Origin of the sequence: Nocardia harenae NBRC 108248, from assembly GCF_001612885.1 — a bacterium.
Lineage (GTDB): Bacteria > Actinomycetota > Actinomycetes > Mycobacteriales > Mycobacteriaceae > Nocardia > Nocardia harenae.
Genome location: NZ_BDBH01000002.1, coordinates 106,560 through 129,480, shown reverse-complemented (window position 1 = coordinate 129,480; position 22,921 = coordinate 106,560). Strand labels below are relative to the sequence as shown.

General features: G+C 71.4%; 20 protein-coding genes, 1 tRNA gene and 1 riboswitch. Of the genes, 11 read left to right on the top strand and 10 right to left on the bottom strand.

The window, feature by feature from the left end; genetic code table 11:
• Nucleotides 1-34: 34 nt before the first annotated feature.
• Nucleotides 35-2,371, bottom strand: a complete 2,337-nt coding sequence (locus tag NH2_RS03505; RefSeq protein WP_084505185.1) for a DEAD/DEAH box helicase — start codon at nt 2,369-2,371, stop codon at nt 35-37.
• A gap of 489 nt (nt 2,372-2,860) precedes the next feature.
• Here NH2_RS03505 and NH2_RS03500 point away from each other — a divergent pair, with 489 nt between their 5' ends.
• The 4 genes from NH2_RS03500 (at nt 2,861) to NH2_RS03485 (ending at nt 7,691) form a co-directional block, all read left to right on the top strand.
• Nucleotides 2,861-3,067 (top strand): cold-shock protein, encoded by a 207-nt coding sequence (locus NH2_RS03500; RefSeq protein WP_067648074.1) that lies wholly within the window; start codon nt 2,861-2,863, stop codon nt 3,065-3,067.
• A 324-nt stretch (nt 3,068-3,391) separates the two neighbouring features.
• Nucleotides 3,392-6,280: a type I DNA topoisomerase gene (topA, locus tag NH2_RS03495; RefSeq protein WP_067649208.1), complete on the top strand. Its 2,889-nt coding sequence runs from the start codon at nt 3,392-3,394 to the stop codon at nt 6,278-6,280.
• A gap of 82 nt (nt 6,281-6,362) precedes the next feature.
• Nucleotides 6,363-7,559 carry a DNA polymerase III subunit delta' gene (locus tag NH2_RS03490; protein WP_067649205.1) on the top strand — a complete coding sequence of 399 codons (1,197 nt, stop codon included), beginning with the start codon at nt 6,363-6,365 and terminating at the stop codon, nt 7,557-7,559.
• 56 nt (nt 7,560-7,615) lie between these two features.
• A tRNA-Thr gene (locus NH2_RS03485) sits at nt 7,616-7,691 on the top strand.
• Between the two features lie 188 nt (nt 7,692-7,879).
• Here the strand turns inward: NH2_RS03485 and NH2_RS03480 are convergent.
• Nucleotides 7,880-8,398 carry an ArsI/CadI family heavy metal resistance metalloenzyme gene (locus NH2_RS03480; protein ID WP_084505183.1) on the bottom strand — a complete coding sequence of 173 codons (519 nt, stop codon included), beginning with the start codon at nt 8,396-8,398 and terminating at the stop codon, nt 7,880-7,882.
• 103 nt (nt 8,399-8,501) lie between these two features.
• Between NH2_RS03480 and NH2_RS03475 the strand changes: the two genes are divergently transcribed.
• Nucleotides 8,502-8,861 (top strand): Rv2640c family ArsR-like transcriptional regulator, encoded by a 360-nt coding sequence (locus NH2_RS03475; RefSeq protein ID WP_067648071.1) that lies wholly within the window; start codon nt 8,502-8,504, stop codon nt 8,859-8,861.
• A gap of 101 nt (nt 8,862-8,962) precedes the next feature.
• Here NH2_RS03475 and NH2_RS03470 read toward each other — a convergent pair whose 3' ends face one another.
• Nucleotides 8,963-9,592, bottom strand: coding sequence for a sigma factor-like helix-turn-helix DNA-binding protein (locus tag NH2_RS03470; protein WP_245650408.1), 630 nt, complete (start codon nt 9,590-9,592; stop codon nt 8,963-8,965).
• 36 nt (nt 9,593-9,628) lie between these two features.
• On the opposite strand from NH2_RS03470, the gene NH2_RS03465 reads away from it, so the two are divergent.
• Genes NH2_RS03465 through NH2_RS03455 form a run of 3 tightly spaced genes read left to right on the top strand, consistent with a single transcriptional unit; the run spans nt 9,629 to nt 11,203 of the window.
• The gene (locus tag NH2_RS03465; protein ID WP_067648065.1) at nt 9,629-10,075 is read left to right on the top strand and encodes a nuclear transport factor 2 family protein; all 447 of its coding nucleotides are present in this window, start codon (nt 9,629-9,631) and stop codon (nt 10,073-10,075) included.
• 15 nt (nt 10,076-10,090) lie between these two features.
• A complete protein-coding gene (locus NH2_RS03460; protein ID WP_067648061.1) occupies nt 10,091-10,729 on the top strand; it encodes a DUF998 domain-containing protein in 639 nt (212 codons plus the stop codon).
• A 36-nt stretch (nt 10,730-10,765) separates the two neighbouring features.
• Nucleotides 10,766-11,203, top strand: a complete 438-nt coding sequence (locus NH2_RS03455; protein ID WP_067648058.1) for a hypothetical protein — start codon at nt 10,766-10,768, stop codon at nt 11,201-11,203.
• Nucleotides 11,204-11,323: 120 nt separating this feature from the next.
• Here the strand turns inward: NH2_RS03455 and NH2_RS03450 are convergent, their stop codons facing one another.
• The 4 genes from NH2_RS03450 to NH2_RS03435 form a co-directional block, all read right to left on the bottom strand.
• Nucleotides 11,324-12,466 carry a thiolase family protein gene (locus NH2_RS03450; protein WP_067648055.1) on the bottom strand — a complete coding sequence of 381 codons (1,143 nt, stop codon included), beginning with the start codon at nt 12,464-12,466 and terminating at the stop codon, nt 11,324-11,326.
• Between the two features lie 10 nt (nt 12,467-12,476).
• Nucleotides 12,477-12,896 carry a Zn-ribbon domain-containing OB-fold protein gene (locus NH2_RS03445; protein WP_067648052.1) on the bottom strand — a complete coding sequence of 140 codons (420 nt, stop codon included), beginning with the start codon at nt 12,894-12,896 and terminating at the stop codon, nt 12,477-12,479.
• Between the two features lie 150 nt (nt 12,897-13,046).
• On the bottom strand, nt 13,047-13,292 hold the full coding sequence (locus NH2_RS03440) for a hypothetical protein (RefSeq protein ID WP_245650407.1): 246 nt from the start codon (nt 13,290-13,292) through the stop codon (nt 13,047-13,049).
• A gap of 74 nt (nt 13,293-13,366) precedes the next feature.
• Nucleotides 13,367-14,425 (bottom strand): alpha/beta fold hydrolase, encoded by a 1,059-nt coding sequence (locus tag NH2_RS03435; RefSeq protein WP_067648049.1) that lies wholly within the window; start codon nt 14,423-14,425, stop codon nt 13,367-13,369.
• Nucleotides 14,426-14,674: 249 nt separating this feature from the next.
• Between NH2_RS03435 and NH2_RS03430 the strand changes: the two genes are divergently transcribed.
• Both NH2_RS03430 and NH2_RS03425 read left to right on the top strand, forming a co-directional pair.
• Nucleotides 14,675-15,091: a DUF2752 domain-containing protein gene (locus tag NH2_RS03430; protein WP_245650406.1), complete on the top strand. Its 417-nt coding sequence runs from the start codon at nt 14,675-14,677 to the stop codon at nt 15,089-15,091.
• A 33-nt stretch (nt 15,092-15,124) separates the two neighbouring features.
• The gene (locus NH2_RS03425; RefSeq protein WP_067648043.1) at nt 15,125-15,313 is read left to right on the top strand and encodes a hypothetical protein; all 189 of its coding nucleotides are present in this window, start codon (nt 15,125-15,127) and stop codon (nt 15,311-15,313) included.
• On the opposite strand, the gene NH2_RS03420 is transcribed toward NH2_RS03425, so the two are convergent.
• Both NH2_RS03420 and NH2_RS03415 read right to left on the bottom strand, forming a co-directional pair.
• Nucleotides 15,298-16,647, bottom strand: a complete 1,350-nt coding sequence (locus tag NH2_RS03420) for a M1 family metallopeptidase (RefSeq protein WP_067648040.1) — start codon at nt 16,645-16,647, stop codon at nt 15,298-15,300. The two genes, NH2_RS03425 and NH2_RS03420, sit on opposite strands and share 16 nt — an antisense overlap.
• On the bottom strand, nt 16,647-20,615 hold the full coding sequence (locus NH2_RS03415; RefSeq protein WP_174552801.1) for a Pls/PosA family non-ribosomal peptide synthetase: 3,969 nt from the start codon (nt 20,613-20,615) through the stop codon (nt 16,647-16,649). Before NH2_RS03415 ends, NH2_RS03420 begins: the two co-directional genes overlap by 1 nt.
• A gap of 244 nt (nt 20,616-20,859) precedes the next feature.
• A riboswitch (SAM riboswitch) is annotated at nt 20,860-20,973 on the top strand.
• Nucleotides 20,974-21,017: 44 nt separating this feature from the next.
• Here NH2_RS03415 and NH2_RS03410 point away from each other — a divergent pair.
• On the top strand, nt 21,018-22,334 hold the full coding sequence (locus tag NH2_RS03410; protein WP_067648037.1) for an aminotransferase class V-fold PLP-dependent enzyme: 1,317 nt from the start codon (nt 21,018-21,020) through the stop codon (nt 22,332-22,334).
• A 79-nt stretch (nt 22,335-22,413) separates the two neighbouring features.
• Here NH2_RS03410 and NH2_RS03405 read toward each other — a convergent pair whose 3' ends face one another.
• Nucleotides 22,414-22,878 (bottom strand): flavin reductase family protein, encoded by a 465-nt coding sequence (locus NH2_RS03405; RefSeq protein WP_084505239.1) that lies wholly within the window; start codon nt 22,876-22,878, stop codon nt 22,414-22,416.
• Between the last annotated feature and the right edge of the window lie 43 nt (nt 22,879-22,921).

The window sequence follows — 22,921 nt, the reverse complement described above, 5'->3', positions numbered from 1 at the left end:
GCCGAGCTTCGACCCAGCGCGAGCGGCGGAGCGGTCACGAGGCGGCGTCGCGACCGTCACGGATCGGCCTTGCGTCGGTGATCTCCCGCAGCACCGCGCCGAGCAGGCGGGCCGCACCGTCCTTGTCCAGCGGATGATTCCCGCTTCCACACTTGGGTGACTGCACGCAGGACGGACACCCGGCCGCGCACTCGCAGGCGATGATCAGGTCCCGGGTCGCCGCCAGCCAGCGCTCCAGCGCCGCGTACCCGCGCTCGGCGAAGCCCGCACCCCCGGGCTGCCCGTCGTAGACGAAGACTGTCGGCAGCCCGGTATCCGGGTGCTCGGCGGTGGAGACGCCGCCGATATCCCAGCGGTCGCAGGTCGCGATGAGCGGCAGCAGCCCGATGGCGGCGTGCTCGGCGGCGTGCAGCGCACCGGGAACGTCCACGATCCCGGCCGCGGCCAGGAGCGCCGGGGTCATCGTGTATAGGACCGCGACAGAGGGGAGGATCTGCTCCGGCATATCGAGTTCGATCAGGTCGAGCACGGTGCCGTCGGCCAGGGTGCGCAGGTAGCCGACGACCTGCCCGGTTACTCGCACCTGGGCCAGTTCCGCCACCATCCGGCCGGAAACCCGCTGGTCCAGCGTGTGCACCAGCTCGATCGAGGTCGTCTGCCTGGCATGGGTGGTGTACCCGGGATCCCCCGCGCGGACGAAGGCGACGCCCTCGTCCAGGTCGAGCTCCTCCACCTGGAAGGTCTCGCCCTGATGCAGGTGGACGGCGCCGGGGTGCAGGGTCGCGAGTGCCCGCCCGGCGTCGGCGGTGCCGAGCAGCCTGCCGGTCTCGCCGTCCACGATCACCACCGGATCGCCGATGCCGCCGCGCACGTCCACCTCGTCGTGCGGCTGGCTGCCCGCGGTGGCGTGCCAGCGCGCGGGCTCGTCGGCGGTGCGCCCCGGCCGCCGCCGGATCAGCCCGTCGGCGGCGAGCTCGGTGACCACCGCGCGGGCGCCCAGCGCGTCGATCTCGTTCTCGGTGAGCGGCAGCTCGCAGGCCGCGCAGAGCAGATGCGGGCCGAGGACGTAGGGGTTGCGCGGGTCGGTGATGGTGGCCTCCACCGGCTTGCCGAGCAGCGCCTCCGGGTGGTGCACGAGGTAGGTGTCGAGCGGATCGTCCCTGGCCACGAGCAGGACCAGCGCGCCTTGGGTGCGCCGCCCCGCGCGCCCTGCCTGCTGCCGGAAGGAGGCAACGGTGCCGGGGAAACCGGATATCACCACGGCGTCCAGCCCCGCGATGTCCACCCCCAGCTCCAGCGCGTTCGTGGTCGCGACGCCGAGCAGTTCACCGTCGGAGAGCGCCGCCTCCAGCGCCCTGCGGTCCTCCGGCAGGTACCCGGCTCGGTACGCCGCCACCCGCCCGGCCAGCTCCGGATCGACCGCCGCGAGCAGCCTGCGTGCCTCCAGCGCGGTCGTCTCCGCACCGCGCCGGGAGCGCACGAAGGCCAACGTGCGGGCGCCCTCCAGCACCAGGTCGGCGAGGAATCGGCCCGCCTCGCCGGTCGCCGAGCGGCGCACCGGCGCGCCGTTCTCCCCGGTCACGCCGGTGAGCAGCGGCGGCTCCCAGAGCGCGATGGTGCGCGGGCCGCTGGGCGAGCCGTCATCGGTCACCGCCGCGCACTCCCGCCCGATCAGCCGGGACGCCGCGGCCGCCGGGTCGGCGGCGGTCGCCGAGCACAGCACGAAGGTCGGGTCGGCGCCGTAGCGCGCTGCCAACCGCCGCAGCCTGCGCAGCACCAGCGCCACGTGCGACCCGAAGACGCCCCGGTAGGCGTGGCATTCGTCCACCACGACGTAGCGCAGCCCGCGCAGTAGCCGGGCCCAGCGCTGGTGCGAGCGCAGCACGCTGAGGTGCAGCATGTCCGGGTTGGTGAAGACCAAGCGGGCATTGGCCCGCACCCACTGCCTGACCTCGGGCGCCGTATCCCCGTCGTAGGTGGCCGGATGCACTTCGCGCAGCGTCCCGGCGTGCGTGAGCGCGCCCGCCCCGCGCAGCTGATCGGCGCCGAGCGCCTTGGTCGGGGCCAGGTACAGCGCGGTGGCCCGCGGATCGTCGTGCAGGGTGCTGAGCACCGGCAATTGGTAGGCCAGTGATTTGCCGGAGGCGGTGCCGGTCGCCAGCACCACATCGGTGCCGCCGAACGCCAGCTCCGCCGCCCGCCGCTGATGCCCCCACGGTTCCGGCACGCCGCTCTCCCGAAAAGCCCCGATGACCTCGGCCGGAGCCCATTCCGGCCAGGAATCCGGCACTGCCGCCCTCGCCGGCAGCTCCAGCACGTGGGTCAGCTGCCCGTCGAATTCCGGGCCGCCGACCAGAACACGGTTGAGCAACGAGCGACCATAGGACAGGGCTGGGTCCAGCGCCGCCGCCTGCTCCCTACTCACAGGTAACCTCCCCTTCCGGCCGCCGCCGCTGTGAACAGTGTGTATCGGCGCACCGCCGGAGGTGTAATCGATACCAAATAGCGATCTGCATCACAGCCGTTTTGCCGTACTCGGACTTGGTTATCAGACGGCAAACAGACCTGAAGTTTGGATTCCACCAATGGGTTCCTCACCTGCGCATTCGCAAGATCAAGAATTTTGCAAATTGTCGGTAACTCGACTGTCGAATTGCCGGAAGACATGGTTCACTGGTTCCTGGTCGCAAGCTTCTGTGTTCGAGGGACGGATCCAAAGTCCAAACCGTCAGCAGGATCGAGTTGCGAACGGTGTGCTCGGGCTTTCCTGCAGGGGGAAACCAACAGTACAGCGGTCTCAACGGGCCCGGTGGACGAACCCAGTTGTCCGCCGTTCCGGGTAAGAAAGAGAAGGAACAGAATGGCACAGGGAACTGTGAAGTGGTTCAACGCGGAGAAGGGGTTCGGCTTCATCGCGCCCGAGGACGGCTCCGCTGACGTCTTCGTCCACTACTCCGAGATCCAGGGGGCGGGCTTCCGCACCCTGGAGGAGAACCAGAAGGTCGAATTCGAGGTCGGTCAGGGCACGAAGGGCCCGCAGGCCACCGGAGTGCGCGCGCTCAGCTGAGCCACGCATCAGCGTTCGTCCCTCACCACCGGCGACGGAGGTGAGGGACGAAGCTGTTTCAGGGGGAGGTCCGGGTCCGTCGCGGACCCCGCTCAGGGGGGTGCTCGTACCGCCGGCGTTTCCGGCGCGGAAGCATCGCGCTCGCGGTTCGGTGCATACTGAACCGCTGAGAGGTCGTACGCTCGGTATTTCCGCCGCGCTCGCGGTATGCGGGGCCGGGGGTATAAACGTCTCTGGTGGCGACGGTCGTTCCGCGCCGCCCACTGCAGCCGCGCCGGGCGCACACGCGCCGTGCGGGTAAGAACGAAAGGTGTGGAGTCGCCGGTGGCAACACGAGACCGCGGTACAGCCGACCAGGGCCGGCCCCTGCGTCGTCTCGTGATCGTCGAGTCCCCGACCAAGGCCAGGAAGATCGCCCCCTACCTGGGCCGCAACTACACGGTGGAGGCCTCGGTCGGCCACATCAGGGATCTGCCGCGCGGCGCCGCCGACGTGCCCGCCAAGTTCAAGGGCCAGCCGTGGGCGCGGCTCGGCGTCGACGTGGACAACGACTTCGAGCCCATCTACGTGGTGAGCCCGGACAAGAAGTCCAAGGTCACCGAGCTCAAGAGCCTGCTCAAGGATGCCGACGAGCTCTACCTCGCCACCGACCCGGACCGCGAGGGCGAGGCCATCGCCTGGCACCTGCTGGAGACGCTCAAGCCGAAGATCCCGGTGCGCCGGATGGTCTTCCACGAGATCACCGAACCCGCCATCCGCGCCGCCGCCGCCGACACTCGCGACCTGGACAGCGACCTGGTGGACGCGCAGGAGACCAGGCGCATCCTGGACCGGCTGTACGGCTACGAGGTCAGCCCGGTGCTGTGGAAGAAGGTCATGCCGCGGCTCTCGGCAGGCCGGGTGCAGTCGGTGGCGACCAGGGTCATCGTGCGCCGCGAGCGCGAGCGGATGGCCTTCCGCTCGGCCGAGTACTGGGATATCGCCGCCAAACTGGACGCGGGCGAGCAGGAGGCCGCGAGCAATCCGCGGATCTTCGGCGCCCGGCTGGTCAGCGTGGACGGCGCGCGGGTCGCCGCGGGCCGCGATTTCGACTCCAACGGCGCGCTCAAGTCGGCCTCCGGCGTCGTCGTGCTGGACGAGGCGCACGCGCGCCGGCTCGCCGAGGCGCTGGACGGCGTCGACCTGGCCGTCAGCTCGGTCGAGTCCAAGCCGTACACGCGCAAGCCGTACCCGCCGTTCATGACCTCCACGCTGCAGCAGGAGGCCGGGCGCAAGCTGCGCTTCACCTCCGAGCGCACGATGCGGGTGGCGCAGCGGCTGTACGAGAACGGCTACATCACCTACATGCGCACCGACTCCACGACGCTGTCGGAGTCGGCCATCGCCGCGGCCCGCTCGCAGGCCACCCAGCTCTACGGCGCCGAGTACGTGCACCCGACCCCGCGGCAGTTCACCCGCAAGGTGAAGAACGCCCAGGAGGCGCACGAGGCCATCCGCCCCTCCGGCGACACCTTCGCCACCCCCGGCCAGCTGCACTCCCGGCTGGACAACGACGAGTTCCGGCTCTACGAGCTGATCTGGCAGCGCACGGTCGCCTCGCAGATGGCCGACGCCAAGGGCACCACACTCACGGTCCGGGTCACCGGGCACGCGGGCACCGGCGAGGAGTGCGTCTTCTCCACCTCCGGCCGCACCATCACCTTCGCCGGCTTCCTCAAGGCCTACGTGGAGAGCGTGGACGAGGAGGCCGGCGGCCAGTCCGACGACGCCGAGTCCCGGCTGCCCGCGCTGGCCGAGGGCCAGGCCGTCACCGCCGTCGAGCTGAACCCGGACGGACACAGCACCAACCCGCCCGCCCGCTACACCGAGGCCTCGCTGATCAAGACGCTGGAGGAGCTCGGGATCGGCAGGCCGTCGACCTACTCCTCGATCATCAAGACCATTCTCGACCGCGGCTACGTCTACAAGCGCGGCAGCGCGCTTGTCCCGTCCTGGGTGGCCTTCGCGGTGGTCGGGCTGCTCGAGGCGCACTTCGGCAGGCTCGTCGACTTCGACTTCACCGCCGCCATGGAGGACGACCTGGACGCCATCGCGGGCGGCAGGGAGCGTCGCGGCGACTGGCTCTCCGGCTTCTACTTCGGCGGCGAGACCGGGGCGGAGGGCTCGGTCGCGCGCTCCGGCGGGCTCAAGCGCATGGTCGGCGAGCGGCTGGACGATATCGACGCCCGCGAGGTCAACTCGATCGTCCTGTTCACCGATGCCGAGGATCGGGAGGTGGTGGTCCGGGTCGGCCGCTTCGGCCCGTACCTGGAACGGCTGGTCGCCGACCCGGACGATCCGGAGGGCGACCCGATCTCGCAGCGGGCCAACCTGCCCGACGACCTGCCGCCGGACGAGCTCACCCCCGAGCTCGCCGAGAAGCTCTTCGCCACGCCGCAGGAGGGCCGCTCGCTCGGCTCCGACCCGGCGTCCGGGCACGAGATCGTGGTGAAAGAGGGCCGGTTCGGCCCGTACGTCACCGAGCTGCTGCCCGCTCCGGAGAAGACCGAGGCCACCAAGACGACGAAGAAGCCCGCCGCGGCCAAGCCGCGCACCGGCTCGCTCTTCAAGTCCATGGACCCCGCGACCGTCACCCTGGACGAGGCGCTGAAACTGCTCTCGCTGCCCCGGGTGGTCGGCAAGGATCCCGCCTCCGGCGACGAGATCACCGCGCAGAACGGGCGCTACGGGCCGTACCTGAAGAAGGGCACCGACTCCCGCTCGCTCGGCGACGAGAGCCAGATCTTCACCGTCTCGCTGGACGAGGCGCTCAAGATCTATGCCGAGCCCAAGCGGCGCGGCAGGCAGGCCGCCGCCACGCCGCCGCTGCGCGAACTCGGCGCCGACCCGGTGAGCGAGAAGCCCATGGTGATCAAGGACGGCCGCTTCGGGCCGTACGTCACCGACGGCGAGACCAATGCCAGCCTGCGCAAGGGCGACGAGGTGGAGAGCATCACCGACGAGCGCGCCGCCGAGCTGCTCGCCGAGCGGCGGGCGCGCGGTCCGGTGAAGAAGGTGGCCAAGAAGACCACCAAGAAGGCGGCGGCGAAGAAGGCGCCCGCCAAGAAGACGGCGGCCAAGACCGCGGCCACCAAGGCGACGGCGGCCGCGAAGAAGGCGCCGGTCAAGAAGGCGCCCGCGAAGAAGGCGGCGGCGCGCAGCACCAGCGAGTAGCTCCACCGGGGGCCGGCGCGGCCTTTGCCTCCGAGGTGCCGGCCGCCGTGCGGTGTCGGTGCACCCGGCTAGGGTGGTCGCCGTGGCGGGAGTCTTCGATCGATTGGTCGGGCAGGATGCGGTGGAGGCCGAGCTGACCGCCGCCGCGACCGCGGCCCGCGCGGGCCGGATGTCCGGCGCCATGACGCACTCCTGGCTGTTCACCGGCCCGCCCGGCTCCGGCCGTTCGGTGGCGGCGGTGTGCTTCGCGGCTGCCCTGCAGTGCACCACGCCGGGCACCCCCGGCTGCGGCCACTGCCAGGCCTGCGCCACCGTGCTCGCCGGCACGCACGGCGACGTGCGCCGGATCGTGCCCGAGGGGCTCAGCATCAGCGTCAGGGAGATGCGCGACATCGTGCAGATCGCCGCCCGCAGGCCGAGTACCGGCCGCTGGCAGGTTGTGGTGGTCGAGGACGCCGACCGGCTCACCGAGGGCGCGGCCAATGCCCTGCTCAAGGCCGTCGAGGAGCCACCGGAGCGCACGGTCTTCCTACTCTGCGCCCCCACCGTCGACCCCGAGGACATCGCCATCACCCTGCGCTCCCGGTGCAGGCACATCCACCTGGTCACCCCCTCGGTCCCCGCCATCGCGCGGGTGCTGCGGGAGCGCGACGGCCTCCCCGCCGACGCCGCCGAGTGGGCCGCCTCGGTGAGCGGCGGCCACGTCGGCCGCGCCCGCAGGCTCGCTACCGACCCGGAGGCGCGGGCCCGCCGCAAGAAGTCGCTCGCCCTGGTCGGCGCCGTCCGCCGCGGCAACGGCTACAGCGCCGCCGACGAACTGGTCAAGGCCGCCGACGACGAGGCAAAGGAGATGAGCGCCGACCGCGACGAACAGGAGCGCGAGGAACTCGCCACCGCCCTCGGCGCCGGCGGCACCGGCAAGGGCGCCGCCGGCGCCACCCGCGGCTCCGCCGGCGTCCTCAAGGATCTCGAGCGCCGCCAGAAATCCCGCGCCACCCGCACCGGCCGCGACGCACTCGACCGCACCCTCATCGATATCGCCGGCGTCTACCGCGACGCCATCGCCGTCCGCTTCGGCGCCGCCCGCACCGGCGTCTCCCTCACCCACCCCGACCTCAGCGACCCCATCCACGACCTCGCCGACCGCGTCTCCCCCGAGGGGCTGCTCCGCTCGGTCGAAGCCGTCCTCGCCTGCCGCGAGGCCCTCGACCTGAACGTCAAACCCCGCTTCGCCCTCGCCGCCATGGTCGCCGCCCTCATCGAAGCCCAAACGAACTGACCACCTGTTTTCGCGATCCAGGGCCGGGACGATAGACTGCCCTGGCCGAGAGGCACGCCGCCTTAGCTCAGTCGGTAGAGCGCTTCACTCGTAATGAAAAGGTCGGGGGTTCGATTCCCCCAGGCGGCTCCATAATTCCAGTCAGATCGCGGTTTCCGGTCTGCCCGGGTGTATTCGGCTGAGCGAGCCGAGAAGAAGCGGACGCGTTCGGTCCCGCACTCCGTGGCGGACGGCACCGGCACTCGATTCGACATGTATCACGCCATCGATCGTTATCGAATCAACAACGAAGGGCGGGGCCGAAAGCGGTATCGCGGGGGTCAGCAGCAGGGGGCGCCGGAGGCGACTGCCGCCGCCTTGGCGTCGCTGCCGCAGCACGTGCCCTCGGCGTCGGCTTGTTCGCGGGTGCCGCAGCACACCGCCACCGCCTCGGCGTCGCCCTCGCGGGAGGGCGGAGTGTCGGCGCCGAAGTGCTCGGTGTCGGCGAGCACGGTGTAGACCTCCCACCGCTCGGCGTCCGGCCCGGTCACCCACACCTTGTCCTGGGTGGCGAAACAGCACGTGGCCGCGATCTGCTCCTCGGTGAACAGCCCTGCTCGGGAGAGCCGGTCGATCTCGGAGTGGACCTGCTCGGAGGTCTCGACCTCGACGCCGAGGTGGTTGAGCTGCCCGCCGTGGCCGGGGTTCTCGATGAGGACCAGTTTCAGCGGCGGGTTCTGCACGGCGAAGTTGGCGTAGCCGGGCTTGCGTTTGGCCGGGCCGGTGCCGAACAGGGTGGAGTAGAAGCCGATCGCGGTGTCGAGATCATCGACGTTCAGGGCGAGCTGGATGCGGGACATGACCGCCACCTCCGGGGTTGTGTGATGTATGTCGAAGAACTTGCGAGGCCGAGTCTGCGCCACATCTTCGACATATGTCAAGAAGGTCGGTAGGGTGGGGGACATGCCCAAGACGCTGCCCGTGATCGACACGACCGCCCCGGTCTGCTGCGCCCCGGTCGCCGCGGCCCCGGTGGACGAGGACACCGCGCTGGCGATCGCGCTGCGGCTCAAGGCCATCGCCGACCCGGTGCGGGTGCGGCTGCTGTCGATCCTGCTCAGCGACCCGGGGGGTGAACGCAACAGCGGTGAGCTCGCCGAAGCCGTCGCGCTGGGCGAGTCCACCGTCTCCCACCACCTCACCCAGCTCCGCAAGGCCGGGCTCATCGGCTCCGAGCGCCGGGGAATGAACACCTACCATCGGGCCCGCCGCGAAGCCCTGTCCGCGCTGTGCGTGGTACTCGACCCCAACTGCTGCCGCTGAACCCGGGCCGGCCTCGTCACCTACGCCACGCCCACGGACCGGGCCGACCAGGAAGCGCACGGTGACCGGCGACGTGCCGGCTGCCGGCCGGCGCGCGGCGGTCAGGTCCAGGCGCGCAGTTTCTCCGGATTCCGGATCGCCCAGATGCGGGTGATCCGCGATCCCGCGACGTCCAGCGCGTAGACCGTCACGACGGCGCCGTCGAGCAGGGCCACCAGGCCGGGGCGACCGTTGACCGCATGTTCCCGCAACGTCAGCTCCGCGACCTTAGCGCGCACTTCGACACACGCGTGCGCGACCTGCTCGGCGCCGCGCAGCGGGTGCGGGTAGCCCCGAGCCAGGCCGCCGGTATCCGCGATCGCGGTGACGCCGGGGTCGAGCACCTCGACCAGCGCGTCGATATCGCCCGCCTGCCAGGCGCGCCGGAACTCGGCGACGACCGCGGTCTCCCTGGCCGTGTGCGGCACCGGGCGATGCGACGAACGCAGCCTGCGCCGTGCCGACGAGGCCAGCTGGCGGCAGGCGCCCGGACTGCGCCCGACAATGGCGGCGATCTCGGCGAACGGGTAGCCGAACACGTCGTGCAGGACGAAGGCGACCCGTTCGGCCGGGGTCATCGCGTCGAGCACCACGAGGAAGGCCATGCCGAGGGATTCGTCGAGGGTGACCCGGTCGGCGGGATCGGCGGCGCCTGCCTGGGGCTCGCCGAGCCATCCGATGCGACCGGGCACCGGCTCCGGAATCCATTCGCCCACATAGCGTTCGCGATGATGCACGACTACGACCGCTTCGCCGCGCTCTTCACCGATGACGGGGTGTGGCGGATTCCGGAGGCAGGCATCGAGCTGCGGGGGCGGGCGGCGATCCGCGCGAACGTCGAGCGGATGCAGGGTGCGTGGGAGTGCTTCGTGCAGACCACGCACCCCGGTCCGATCGCCCTCACCGGGGATACGGCATCGGGCCGCGCCTACGTCCACGAGTTCGGACGGCTGCGGGACGGCCGTTCGCATACCAACTACGCCGTCTACCACGATCGCTACCGGCGCGTGGGAGCAGGCTGGCGGTTCGCCGAGCGGGTCTACGAGATCACCTATCTGGACTCGACCCCGCTGGCGGGAACCGGGCGACGCCTAAACCCGCCGGGCGTTGACGGCCGCGGTCTCGATTGGCATGATACTGAACCAATAAGTTCAGTGAACCAAATGGTTCAATGACGAAGGAGAGCGACCATGACCACCACTTCGCCGCCGACGGCCGTCGATGCCTCCGCGAAATCGCTCCTCGCCTGCGGTGCGGTCGCGGGGCCGCTGTTCGTTTCCGCAATCGTTCTCCAGGCGATCACCCGGACCGGGTTCGATCCCGCGCGGCATCCGCTGAGCCTGCTCGCCCTCGGCGACTTCGGCTGGCTCCAGGTGGCGAACTTCCTGCTCGCAGGCGCGCTGGCGGTCGCGGGGGCGGCGGGGCTGCACCGGAGGTTCGATGCAGGCCGCCGATGGTCCCTGGTGCCCGGGCTGATCGCGGCCTACGGTGTCGCGTTGATCTGGGCGGGGGTGTTCCCGGCCGACGCCGCGGACGGCTTCCCGCCCGGCGCCACCGAGACCGTGTCCTGGCACGGCGTCCTGCACTCGATCGCCCCGGCCACGGCCGGGCTGGCGCTGGTCGTCGCCGCGTTCGTCGGTGCGCGCCGGTTCGCCAGGGCCGGCCGCCGTGGCTGGGCCGCCTACTCGGTCGGGACCGCGCTGGCCTACCTCGTGCTCTCGGCGGTGGCATTCGGGCTGCCCGACTACCGCTGGATGCTGCTCGGCGGGGCGATGCTGTGGCTGTGGCCATCGGTCATCGCTGTCCGGGCGCTGAATTCCGCGGACTGAATCACTACCGATACCCCTACCGAAAGGACTCGAACGATGAGCACTGGAACCGAGCACGGCCCGGACGCCGAACTGCGCCGCCTCGACCGGCTGACCGGAGCGTGGCGCGTGCGCGGCCCCGAGGTCGAGGGAGAAATCCGGTACGAGTGGATGGCGGGCGGATTCTTCCTGATCCAGCACGTCGAGCTGCACCAGTACGGGCAGCACATCCGCGGCCTGGAGATCATCGGCCGGGAGCGCCCGTTCGGCGCGGAGGCGCCCGCGCCCGACATCACCTCGCGCTTCTACGACAGCGCGGGCAACACCTTCGACTACGTCTACGAACTCGAGGGCGACACGCTCACGATCTGGGCGGGCGAGAAGGGATCGCCCGCCTACTACCGCGGCGTTTTCACCGAGGACGACCGCAGCAACGCGGGGGCGTGGGTCTACCCCGGCGGGGGCGGGTACGAATCGACGATGACTCGGCTCTGACCCGCGCGGGCGCCCGTACGGACCGGGCCCCGCGAACGCGAGGTCCGCGGCGGGTTTCCGTCGGAGCTGACGGTGAGTTCGGCTCGGCCACACCGGCCGGGCCGAACTCGTTCCCCGCACTCAGGTGGTGAGCACCGAGGCCGCGGCGGTACCGGGCGCACCGTAGACCTGCGCGAATCCCACCTTGGGGTGGCCGGGAACCTGCCGCTCCCCGGCCGTCCCGCGCAGCTGCTGCACGATCTCGTACACCTGCCGGATCCCGGACGCCCCGATCGGCTCACCGTTGGCGATCAACCCCCCGTCGGTGTTGACCGGCAACCGCCCGCCGATCTCGGTCGCCCCCTCGGCGAGCAGCTTCTCCTGCTCCCCGTCCTTGCAGAACCCGTTCTCCGCCATGTGGATCACCTCGGCGCCCGCGTCCGTGTCCTGGAGCTGGATGACGTCGACGTCCTCGGGGCCGATGCCCGCGGTCTCGAAGGCGGCCCGGGAGGCGTAGACGGTGGGCGAGACGTCCTCGTCGATGGCGGCCCAGGTGCTGTGCACCTCGTAGGCGCCGTAGCGGCGGGTGCGGATCGCACTGCTGCGCAGGTAGATCGGCTTGGTGGTGTAGCGGGCGGCGAGGTCGCCGCGGCACATGATCACCGCCGCCGCGCCCTCGTCGGGGGAGCAGAACATGTACTGGGTGAGCGGGTAGTTGAGCATGGTCGAGTTGAGGATGTCGTCCTCGGAGATGGGCTTGCGCCGGAAGGCATTCGGGTTGAGCGCCCCATTGCGGAAGTTCTTGGCGGCGACCTTGGCGAGGGTGCGCTGCGAGATGCCGTGCTCGTGGATGTAGCGATTGGCCTTGATGCCGAAGAACTGGGTAGTCACGAACTGGCCGTTCTCGGCGTACCAGGAGGGGAGGCCGAGTTTGGCCGGGTCGTCGGTGAAGGCGCCGCGCGGGTGCTTGTCCATGCCGACGGCGATGCCGATGTCGTACCGGCCGGAGCGGATGGCCTCGGCGGTCTGCTCGATCGAGCTCGCCGCGGTGGCGCAGGCGTTGAAGACATTGGTGAAGGGGATGCCGGTGAGGCCGACCAGGCGGGTGACGGCATCGGGGTTGCTCACCTCGTAGCTGCCGCCGAAGCCGAACTGGATGTCCTTCCACTGCACCCCGGCATCGGCGAGCGCGAGCTGGATGGCCTCGGCGCCGAGCTCGATGGCGGTCTTCGGGAAGCGGCCGAACGGGTGCAGCCCCACGCCGATGATGGCGACGTCGTTCATCTGGATCTCCTCACTGAACCGGCTGGAAGGCGCAGGTCATGACCTCTTCGCCGGTGTCGTCGACGTAGAGCGGCACGAAGGTCAGCTCGACGTCCATGCCGAAGCGCAGCACCTCGGGGTCGGACTCGGTGAGCCGCGTCTCCACCCGCACGTCGTCGCCGAGCTGCACGAGGCCGACGCCGAAGGGCTGGAAACTGTCGGCGTTCTCCTTGCCCGCGTACGGCAGCTTCGGCACGAAACCCTGGGTGGTCCAGGCGATCAGGGTGCCGGTGCGGGGCAGCAGCAGGTCGGCCATGTCCGGGCCGCTGCACCGCGGGCAGCGCGACTGCCGCGGCCAGGTGGTGGCGGCGCAGGCGGCGCACCGGCTGCCGATCAGCTGCGGGTTGTCCTCGGGCCAGGTCGAGACCTCTGCCGCAAGCGCTGTGGCCATGCGTAGTCCTCCTTGTGAGAATTATATTCTCATTTTGGAACTACAGATTTCCATGAGGGTGCTGCGCAGTCAACCGGCTGTTGCGTTGGCGCTGGTATCGGCGAGGTTAAGGGTCGGCGACTACGAGAATTGCATTCTCGACACGTGGCGTCAGCCGCAGCAGAAGGGGATGTCGCAGGGCTGCCCGACTTCGCTGCCGTAGACGGCGAACGGGCGAAGCGGGGTGAGTGCGGCGCGGATGGACCGGCGGCCCAGCCCGCGCAGGCCGGTGCGGAGCCCGGTCCACGGCTCGGGAGCGTCGGAGAAGTCGAAGCGGACCTGCCCGTCCACGAAGAGCGTGTACATCTCGTGGTCGGGGAACGGGTTCGCGCGCACCACCCACCAGCGGCCGTCCACCTCGGCGGCGGCGGGGAAGCGGGAGTCGCCGGTGCGGCCCCAGCGGACCGCGACCTCGGCTTCGGGGAAAGCGGTCAGCCCGCCACCGCCGTGACCCCACCGGAGATCCCCGCCATCCGGGCGATCTCGGCATTGAACCGCTCCGCCTCCTCGACATTCCCGAGGTGCCCGGTCGGCCACACCTGATAGTCGACCGTCCCACCGGCCTGCACGATGTGCTGCACGATCGGCCGGGAGAGCCGCTCGGGCAGCAGCTTGTCGTGCTCCCCGGCGATCACCGTGGTCGGCACCGAGGCCAGGTGCGCGGCGGCTTCGCCGAGGTCGAGTTCGGCGAGCGCGGCGGCGTGCAGGCCGCGGGAGAGCGGGCGGCAGGAGCGGACGACGTCGAGCGCGAAGGAGACCTGCTCGTCGGTGGCCCTGCTCGTCATCACCCGGTGCTTGAGCGCGAGCCCGACCGGCCAGACGTCGGGTACCGGTACCGGGGCGAAGAGCAGCGCCTCGGCGACGAACATGGGCATCCGGACGGCGGCGCCGAGCAGGGTGAGGGGGTTGCCGCCCACCGAGAGCTGCTTGTTCAACAGCGGCAGCAGGTCGGTCTCGCTCTTGATGTCCTTGGCGGCGGTATTGGCCAGGATGACACCGGCCGCGCGGCGGGCGACCTGCTCGGGGTAGCGCTGCGCCCAGGCCTGGATGGTGATGCCGCCCATGCTGTGGCCGACCAGGAGCGCCTTCTGCCCGGGGCGCAGCGTGGCGTCGAGCACGGTGGCGAGGTCGTCGGCGAAGGTCTCGCCGCTGGGGGCGAGCCGGCCGAGGCCGCTGTCGCCGTGGCCGCGCTGATCGTAGGAGATCACCCGGAAGTTCTCGGCGAAGGCGTTGATCTGCGGGTTCCAGTACTCGATACAGCAGCTCCAGCCGTGGATGAGCACGATGGCGTCGGCATCGGCGGGGCCGTAGGCGTGCACCCGGAGCTTGGCGCCGTCCACGGTGGTGACCGGGAAGATGTCGGGCTCGGCGGCGGGACGGTTCAGCGAGGCGGAGCCGTAGGTGCGTGAGCGCAGCCCGGCGCGGTAGGCGGCGGTGAGGGGTTCGGATCCGCGGAGCCCGGCGACCGTCCGCATCGACTTGACCAGCATGCGAGCACACTCCTTTGTGTCTACCGCCACACCATACGCCGCAAGCAAAGTGCTTGCCAGAGCAAGCGCTCCTCTCGGGAAATCCTTGCTCGTGCAGCGTTTATACCCAAAATTCAGAGCCCCATACGTGTTATGGACGGTGGATATATTGCGCACGATTGAAGAGCCTCTTTTGTGAGATCCGTCCAAAACCGTCGGACCGTTACGGTTGGCGGCGCCCGGGTATCCGGTGCGCTACCGTTGGAAGCCGTGACTACCGCTACCCGGAGCCGCTTCGGCGTGGTCGCGCCGCTGGCCGTCGCGGGCGCCGGAATCGGCGTCGCGGTGCTGCTGCACCTGCGCGATCCGCACGTGGAAGGCTCCTACGGGGTATGCCCGGTCTACGCGCTCACCGGGTGGTACTGCCCCGGCTGCGGCGGGCTGCGCGGTACGCACCTGCTCACCGAGGGCGACCTGCTCGGCTCGCTGCACAGCAATATCCTGGTGCTGCCGCTGGTGCTCGCCTTCGTGCTGTGGCTCGCCGACTGGACCCGCAGGGCCTGGCGCGGCGAGGGGGTGCGGCTGCCCGGGCTGGAGAAGTGGATGCTCTGGGCGTTCCTCGGAATGCTGGCGGTCTACACGGTGCTGCGCAACTCGCCGCTGGGCGGCTGGCTCACCCCGGTCTAGATTCGCCGACCGAGCGGCGGGAAGCCAATGGGTATGAGTGACACGTTGAAGGCCAGGATCCGGGAGAAGCTGGAGCGCCAGCTCGCCGAGGACGGCGCGCCCGATCCGGAGCACGACGACACCAGGCAGAACGCGGTCCGCACCGACCTCATCGACCTCGAGGCCGTCGCCGACGACGACCCGCTGGTCGAGGAGCTGGCCGCCCGCTACCTGGCGCCCTGAACCCCGCCGAGCGGCGGCAGCTGCGGCAGCTCGGCGCGGTGCAGCCAGGACTCCCAGAGCGGGCGCAGCGGGATCGTGGTGTAGTGCCCGGCCAGGTCGGTGAACTCCTCGGTGATCACCGAGGAGTGCCGGTAGCGGGTGGTCCACTCGCGCAGCAGCGCGAAGAAGGCGCGGTCGCCGAGCTCCAGCCGGAGTGCGTGCAGGGTGAGCGCGCCGCGCTTGTAGACCCGGTCGTCGAACATCCGGGCCGGGCCCGGGTCGCCGACCACGATGTCCTGCCGCTGCCTGGCCAGGTTGTGCCTGGCGGCGCGGGCCATTCGGTCGGCGCCCGGCCCGCCGCACTCCTCGGACCAGAGCCACTCGGCGTAGCAGGCGAAGCCCTCGTGCAGCCAGATGTCGCGCCACTGCCTGATGGTCACGCTGTTGCCGAACCACTGGTGCGCGAGCTCGTGCGCCACCAGCCGCTCGGCGCTGCGCCTGCCGTCGCAGTGGTTGGCGCCGAAGATGGAGATGCCCTGCGCCTCGATCGGGATCTCCAGCTCGTCGTCGGTGACCACGACGGTGTAGCCGACGAAGGGGTAGGGGCCGAAGCGCTCGGTGAAGAGCTCCATCATCCGCGGCTGCCTGGCGAAGTCGTGCTCGAAGGCGGCGCGCAGCCGGGTCGGGACAACGGCGTCCATCGGCACCGGGCTGTGCGCGGAGCCGATCCGGTGCCTGCGGTAGTGCCCGATCTGGATGGTGGCCAGGTAGCCGGCCATCGGCTCGGGCTGCTCGTACACCCAGGTGGTCTGGCTGGCCTTGGTCTGCTTGCGCACCAGGGTGCCGTTGGCGAGCGCGTAGTACGGCGAGTCGGTGGTGATGGCGATGCGGTAGCTGGCCTTCGAGCTCGGGTGGTCGTCGCAGGGGAACCACGACGCGGCGCCGTTCGGCTGGCTGGCGACCAGCGCGCCCTCGGTGAGCTCCTCCCAGCCGACCTCGCCCCACGGCCCGCGCACCGGCCGCGGCGTTCCGCCGTACTGCACGGTGAAGGTGAGCACGCCGCCCGCGGGGATCTTCTGCTGCGGGGTGACCACCAGCTTGTGGTGCTGGTGCACGTAGCGCGCGGCCTTCATGCCGTTGACGAAGACCTTGGTCACCCGCATGGCCTGCGAGAGGTCGAGCGCGAAGCGGTCGCGCGCCTCGGTGGTGACCGCGGTGATCACGGCCCGGCCGGTGAGCCGGTTGCCCGCCACCCGGTAGCCGAGCTCCAGCTCGTAGCGGGAGACGCGGTATCCCCGGTTGCCGTTCTGCGGGAGGTATTCGTCGATGGGGGCGTCGTAGAACTTGCCGCCCATCACACCGTCCCGGGGTCGTTCAGGTACCACGGCGCGATCGGGTTGCCCCACCAGCGGGTGGAGGCGGGCACCGTGTCGCCGCGCATGACGAGCGAGGCCGGGCCGACGGTCGCGCCGGCTCCGAGCGTGGCGGCGGGCAGCGCGACGCAGTGCGGGCCGAGCGTGGCGCCCTCCTCCAGCACGACGGTGTCCATCGCCATGATCCGGTCGTGGAAGAGGTGGGTCTGCACCACGCACCCCCGCTCCACTGTCGCGCCGTCACCGAGCGTCACCAGGTCGGCCTCCGGCAGCCAATAGGACTCGCACCATACCCCGCGGCCGATCTTGGCGCCGAGACCGCGCAACCACAGGATCATCACGGGGGTACCCGTCGCGGCCCGGGCGAACCACGGAGCGGCAACGGTTTCCACGAATGTGTCGGAGACCTCGTTGCGCCAGACGAACGAACTCCACAGCGGGTGCTCGTCCCGGCCGATCCGCCCGACCAGCAGCCACTTGGCCAGCACCGCGATGCCGCCCGCCACCGCCCCGGCCACCATCAGCACGATGCCACTGAGCAGTGCGGTCGCCAGGTGGCCGATTCCCCTGGCCAGCGCCGCCAGGGTGAACAGCACGCCGAGCCCGATGCCGAAGGTGACCAGCACCGGGATCAGCCTGCAGGTCTCCACCGCGGCGCGGGCCAGCCGCAGCCGCGGCGGCGGGTCGAAGGTGCGGGTGGTGTCGGCGTTCTCCGCGGCCCTGCGCAGCCGAACCGGCGGGCTGCCCAGCCAGGACGACCCCGCCTTGGCCTTCGACGGCGCCGCGGAGAGCACCGCGACCAGGCTGTTCTTCGGCACCCGGCGGCCGGGCGCGGTCATCCCGGAGTTGCCGAGGAAGGCGCGCTTGCCCACCTTGGCCTCGCCGATGTGCAGCCAGCCACCGCCCAGTTCGTAGCTGGCGATCATGGTGTCGTCGGCCAGGAAGGCGCCGTCGGCGACGGTGGTGAACTTGGGCAGCAGCAGCACCGTCGATGCCTCGACGCTCTTGCCGATCTTCGCGCCGAGCAGCCGCAGCCAGATCGGGGTCAACAGGCTGGCGTAGAGCGGGAAGAGGAAGGTGCGCGCGCCGTCCAGCAGCCGTTCGGTGGACCAGGCCTGCCAGCCGACCCGGCTGCGCACCGGGTGGTATCCCTCGGTCAGCCCGATGCTGAGCAGCCGCACCGCGACGATGGTGATCGCCGCGTAGACGCCGAGGCTGAGCAGCACGGCGGGCGGGAGCAGCAGGAAGGCGCGGAGCGCGCCCTGGCCGAGCGTGCCGGTGTCGCGGATGGCCCAGGCGAGGAAGAGCCCGCCCGCGGCGAGGCCGGCGATGGGCACCGCGGCGAGCGCCATCGAGGTGACGCCGAAGATCGCCACCCAGTGCCTGGCCCGGCCGGGCCGCTGCGCGGGCCAGCGGTGCCTGGCTTTGCCGACCTTGCCCGCGGGCGACCCCGCCCACTCCTGGCCGGCCTTGACCTTTCCGGCCACCGCCGAGCCGGGCGCCACCTCGGCGCCGCGCCCGATCTTGCTCCCGGGCAGCAGGACCGAGCGGGAGCCGACCACCGCGCCCGCGCCCACCACGATCGGGCCGATGTGCACCACGTCGCCGTCGATCCAGTACCCGGCCAGGTCCACCTCGGGCTCGACGCTGCAGCCCTCGCCGAGCTCCAGCATGCCGGTGACCGGCGGCAGGCTGTGCAGGTCGACGCCGGGGCCGATCTTGGCGCCGAGCGCGCGGGCGAAGGGCACCATCCAGGGCGCGCCGGAGAGGTTCTCCGCGCCCGAGGCCTCGGAGAGCCGGACCGCGGCCCAGAGCCGCAGGTGCACCGAGCCGCCGCGCGGGTAGCTGCCCGGCCGCAGCCCGGCCAGCAGGGTCCGCGCGCCGACGACGCAGAGCGCCATCCGGCCGGGCGGGGAGATGAAGAGCACGAAGGCGAGCAGCGTCCACCACCAGGAGAGCGCGGGCAGCCACGGCAGCGGGCCGGACCAGGCCGCCACATTGCCGACGATGGCCAGCCAGGTGAGCCACTGCAGCCCGGTCAGCGTGGTGAGCGGCACGGTGGCGAGCACCTGGGCGAGCTGCGCCGCGCGCGGGGTCGGGCGGACCGTGCGGTCCACGACGGCGACCGCGGGGGTGCTCTGGTCCAGCAGGTCGGCCATGGCGCCGAGCCGGGGATGGTCGTAGACATCGGCGACGGTGACCGTGGGGTAGCGGTCGCGCAGCGCGGTGACCAGCTGGGCGGCGGCGAGCGAGCCGCCGCCCAGGTCGAAGAAGTCGGCGTCGGGGCCGGTGATCTCGGCGCCGAGGATGGAGTCCCAGATCCCGGCGATCCAGAGCGCGGTGCCGGTGAGTTCGTTCTCCGGGTCGTCCTCGGCGGCGTTCGGCAGCGGCCAGGGCAGCGCATTGCGGTCGACCTTGCCCGAGGTCCTCGTCGGCATGTCGTCGACGATGGCGAGCCGGGGGACCAGCGGCGCAGGCAGCTGCCCGGCCAGCGCGGCGCGGGCGGCGCGCAGGTCGTAGTCGGTGTCCGGGCCGGTGAGGTAGCCGATCAGGATCTTGTTGCCCGCCTTGGTGGTGCGGATGGCGGCGGCCGCGCCGGTGACGCCGGGCAGGTGCTGCAGCGCGTTGTCGATCTCGCCGAGCTCGATCCGCCGCCCGCCCAGCTTGATCTGGTCGTCGGCGCGGCCGAGGAAGACGAGCCCCGCGCGGTCGTTGCGCACCAGGTCGCCGCTGCGGTAGGCGCGGTCCCAGCCGAGCGTCGGCAGCGGGGCGTACTTCTCCGCGTCCTTGACCGGGTCCAGGTAGCGGGCCAGCCCGACGCCGCCGATCACCAGCTCGCCGGTCTCGCCCTCCGGCACCGGCTGCCCCTCGGCATTCACCACCACCAGGTCCCAGCCGTCCAGCGGGAGCCCGATGCGCACCGGCGGCTCCCCGGTCAGCCGGGCGGCGCAGGCGACAACGGTGGCCTCGGTGGGGCCGTAGGTGTTCCACACCTCGCGCTCGGTGTCGCGGGCCAGCCGCTCGGCCAGCTCCGGCGGCACCGCCTCGCCGCCGAAGATGAGCATGCGCACGCCGTCCAGCGCCTCCGCGGGCCAGGTGGCGGCCAGCGTCGGGACGGTGGAGACAACGGTGATGCCGCGTCGCATGAGCCACGGGCCGAGGTCGGCGCCGGTGCGCACCAGGTCGCGCGGGGCCGGGACCAGGCAGGCGCCATTGCGCCAGGCCAGCCACATCTCCTCGCAGGAGGCGTCGAAGGCGACCGAGAGGCCGGCCAGCACGCGGTCGCCGGGGGCGATCGGGGCGTCCGGGAGGAAGAGGTTGGCCTCGGCGTCGACGAAGGCGGCGGCATTGCGGTGCGTCACCGCGACGCCCTTGGGGGTGCCGGTGGAGCCGGAGGTGAAGATGATCCAGGCGTCGTCGTCGGGGGTGGGGAGATCCGCCCAGTCGCTGTCGGCGGCCGCCGCGGCGTCGCGGGTGCCGGGCAGGATGCCGTCGGCGGTGACGATCGCCGCCACCTGCGCCTCGCCGAAGACCAGCCGGGCGCGCTCCTCGGGGTCGTCCGCGTCCACCGGGACGTAGGCCGCGCCGCAGTAGAGCACCGCCAGGATGGTGACGTACAACTGCCGATTGCCGGAAGGTAGCCGAATGCCAACGCGAGCACCGCGCCGCACCCCGGCCTCGGCGAGCCGGTTCATCGCCGCTTCGATCTCGACCACGAGTTCCAGGTAGCTGAGCACCGTCTCGCCGTCGTCGATGGCGGCCGCGTCCGGGAACTCCTGGGCGGTAGCGGTGACGATGTCGACGAGCGTGCGCGGGGGCGCGGCGAGCGCGCCGCGGCGCAGCGGGTCGGGGAGCGTGGCGGTGCCGGGCGGCGCCGCGCCGGGGGCAGCGGAATCGAGTTCCTCCGGATGGAGCTGTGGTCGGACCATGACGTCCCCACCACCTTTCATCGATGTGCCCACACTTCCCGCTCGTTCTGCCATGTTCGGGTTACCAGCGGGCGAACCCGGCGGCGACCGGTTGTCCACGGTACTCGGCCGCACGGGTATTCGCGCTGGTCGAACGGGTGCGCCGCTGTTCATCCGGCGTTCACCCCGGCATTCGTACCTGGTGGGGCCCGCGCGGCCGGGAGCTGTGATCTTCGCCGGAGCCGCCCTTGACAACCCCGGTTCGGCTTTGTCAGTCTCTTCCCCAGGTCATGAGTGCCAGCGTTCAGCCCCGGCTTGCTGGTCGGCAACCCTCCTCCGCGGCGGGGTGCTCCGGGTGACGACCGGGCCGCCGCCCGACCGGGCGCGGCAAGCGCGGACTCGACGGCTTCCGTTTGCGAGTCCCCGATAGTTGGGATTGACGTGATGACCGCTGTGCTCGAACCGACCTGTGCCCCGCTCGCGGCGACCTCCGGCGACAGCCTCGCCGTCCCGCTGGTGCAGGGCGGCACCGTCGGCTACGCGAACTTCGACTACGCCGCGAGCGCCCCCGCCCTCGCCGCGGTGACCGAGCGGGTCTCGGCGCTGCTGCCCTACTACGCCAGCGTGCACCGCGGCGCCGGGTACGCCTCGCGGGTCTCCACCGAGTGCTACGAGAGTGCCCGCGGCACCGTCGGCGCGTTCTTCGACGCCGAGGACGACCAGGTCACCGTGTTCACCAGGGGGACGACGGACGCGCTGAACCTGCTGGCCCGCTGCGTGCCGGGCGACACCGTGGTGCTCGATATCGAGCACCACGCCAACTTCCTGCCCTGGCTCGCCAACGGCCGCCGGGTGGTGACGGCGGCCGACACCGTGGCCGAGACGCTGCGCAGGCTGGTCGCCGAGCTGTGCTGCAAGCCGGCCGCGCTGCTCGCCGTCACCGGCGCCTCCAATGTGACCGGGGAGCTGCTGCCGCTGCGCGAGCTGGCCGAGATCGCGCACCGCTGCGGGGCTCGGCTGCTGGTCGACGCGGCGCAGCTGGCGCCGCACCGGCGGATCTCGCTGCGCGACACCGGGATCGACTACCTGGTGTGCTCGGGGCACAAGCTGTACGCGCCGTTCGGGGCCGGTGTGCTGGTCGGGCGGCGGGACTGGCTGGACGCGGCGCCGCCGTATCTCGCCGGGGGCGGCGCGGTTCGCTCCGTCTCGGTGACGGAGACCGAGTGGGCTCCGGCGCCGCAGCGGCACGAGGGCGGGTCGCCGAATGTGCTCGGGGCGGCGGCGGTTGCCGCTGCCTGCGAGGCGCTGGCGGCTTTTCCGGAGGAGCGGTTCGTGGCGCACGAGCGGGCGCTGACCGAGCGGTTGCGGGACGGGCTGGCCGGGGTGCCAGGGGTTTCGCAGCCGCGGATCTTCAGCGACAGCGGGGAAGGGGTGGGGATCGTGGCGTTCACGGTGGACGGGTTCGCGCCGGGGCACGTCGCCGCGTATCTCTCCGCGGAGCACGGGATCGGGGTGCGGGACGGGCGGTTCTGCGCGCATCCCTTGCTCGAGCGGCTCGGGTTGCCCGCCGCGCTGCGGGCCAGTGTGGGCGTGGGGACCACGGTGGAGCACGTGGACCGGCTGATCTCGGCGCTGCACACGCTGGTGCGCGGGGAGTCGGCGTGGTCCTACGCCGCCGAGAACGGGGCTTGGAGCCCCATCCCGGAAACTCGCCCCCTCGGCGCCGATGCTGTCGGCGCCGCCCCCTGCGCGGGATTCTGACCCCTGTATCGGGGCCGCAAGCGGCCGCCTCGGCTCGATATCGCGCCGCGAGGCGCGCTCGGACCACGATCCCGAACGTTCAGCCCAACTCGGTGGGCTGGTGGTAGCGGCCGTCGTAGTAGAGGAGCGGCGCCGCGGGTGACGCCCCTTGCGTCTCGTCGTGCACGCGGGTGACGAGCCCGGCGACGAAGGTGTGGTCGCCGATATCGAAGCGCTGGTGCACGACGGCGCGCAACCAGAGCGGGGTCTCGTGCAGCACCGGCTCCCCGGACTCCAGCTCGGCCCAGAGCGCCGGGTCGGCGAACCGCTCCGCGGCGCTGCGCGAGAAGCGCTGCGCCAGCTCCCGCTGGTGCGCGCCGAGGAAGTGGATCACCACCGATTCGGCGGCGCGCAGCGCCTCCAGGCTGGACGAGGTGTGCGCGATGTTGAACGACACCAGCGGCGGGTCGAGGGAGAGCGAGGCGAACGAGGTGGCGGTGAAGCCGACCGGGCCGTGCGCGGCCCGCAGCGTCACGATGGTGACGCCCGCCGGGTAGTGCCGCATGGAGGCGCGGTACTGCTCGGCGGTGATGCCGTTGGAACTGGGT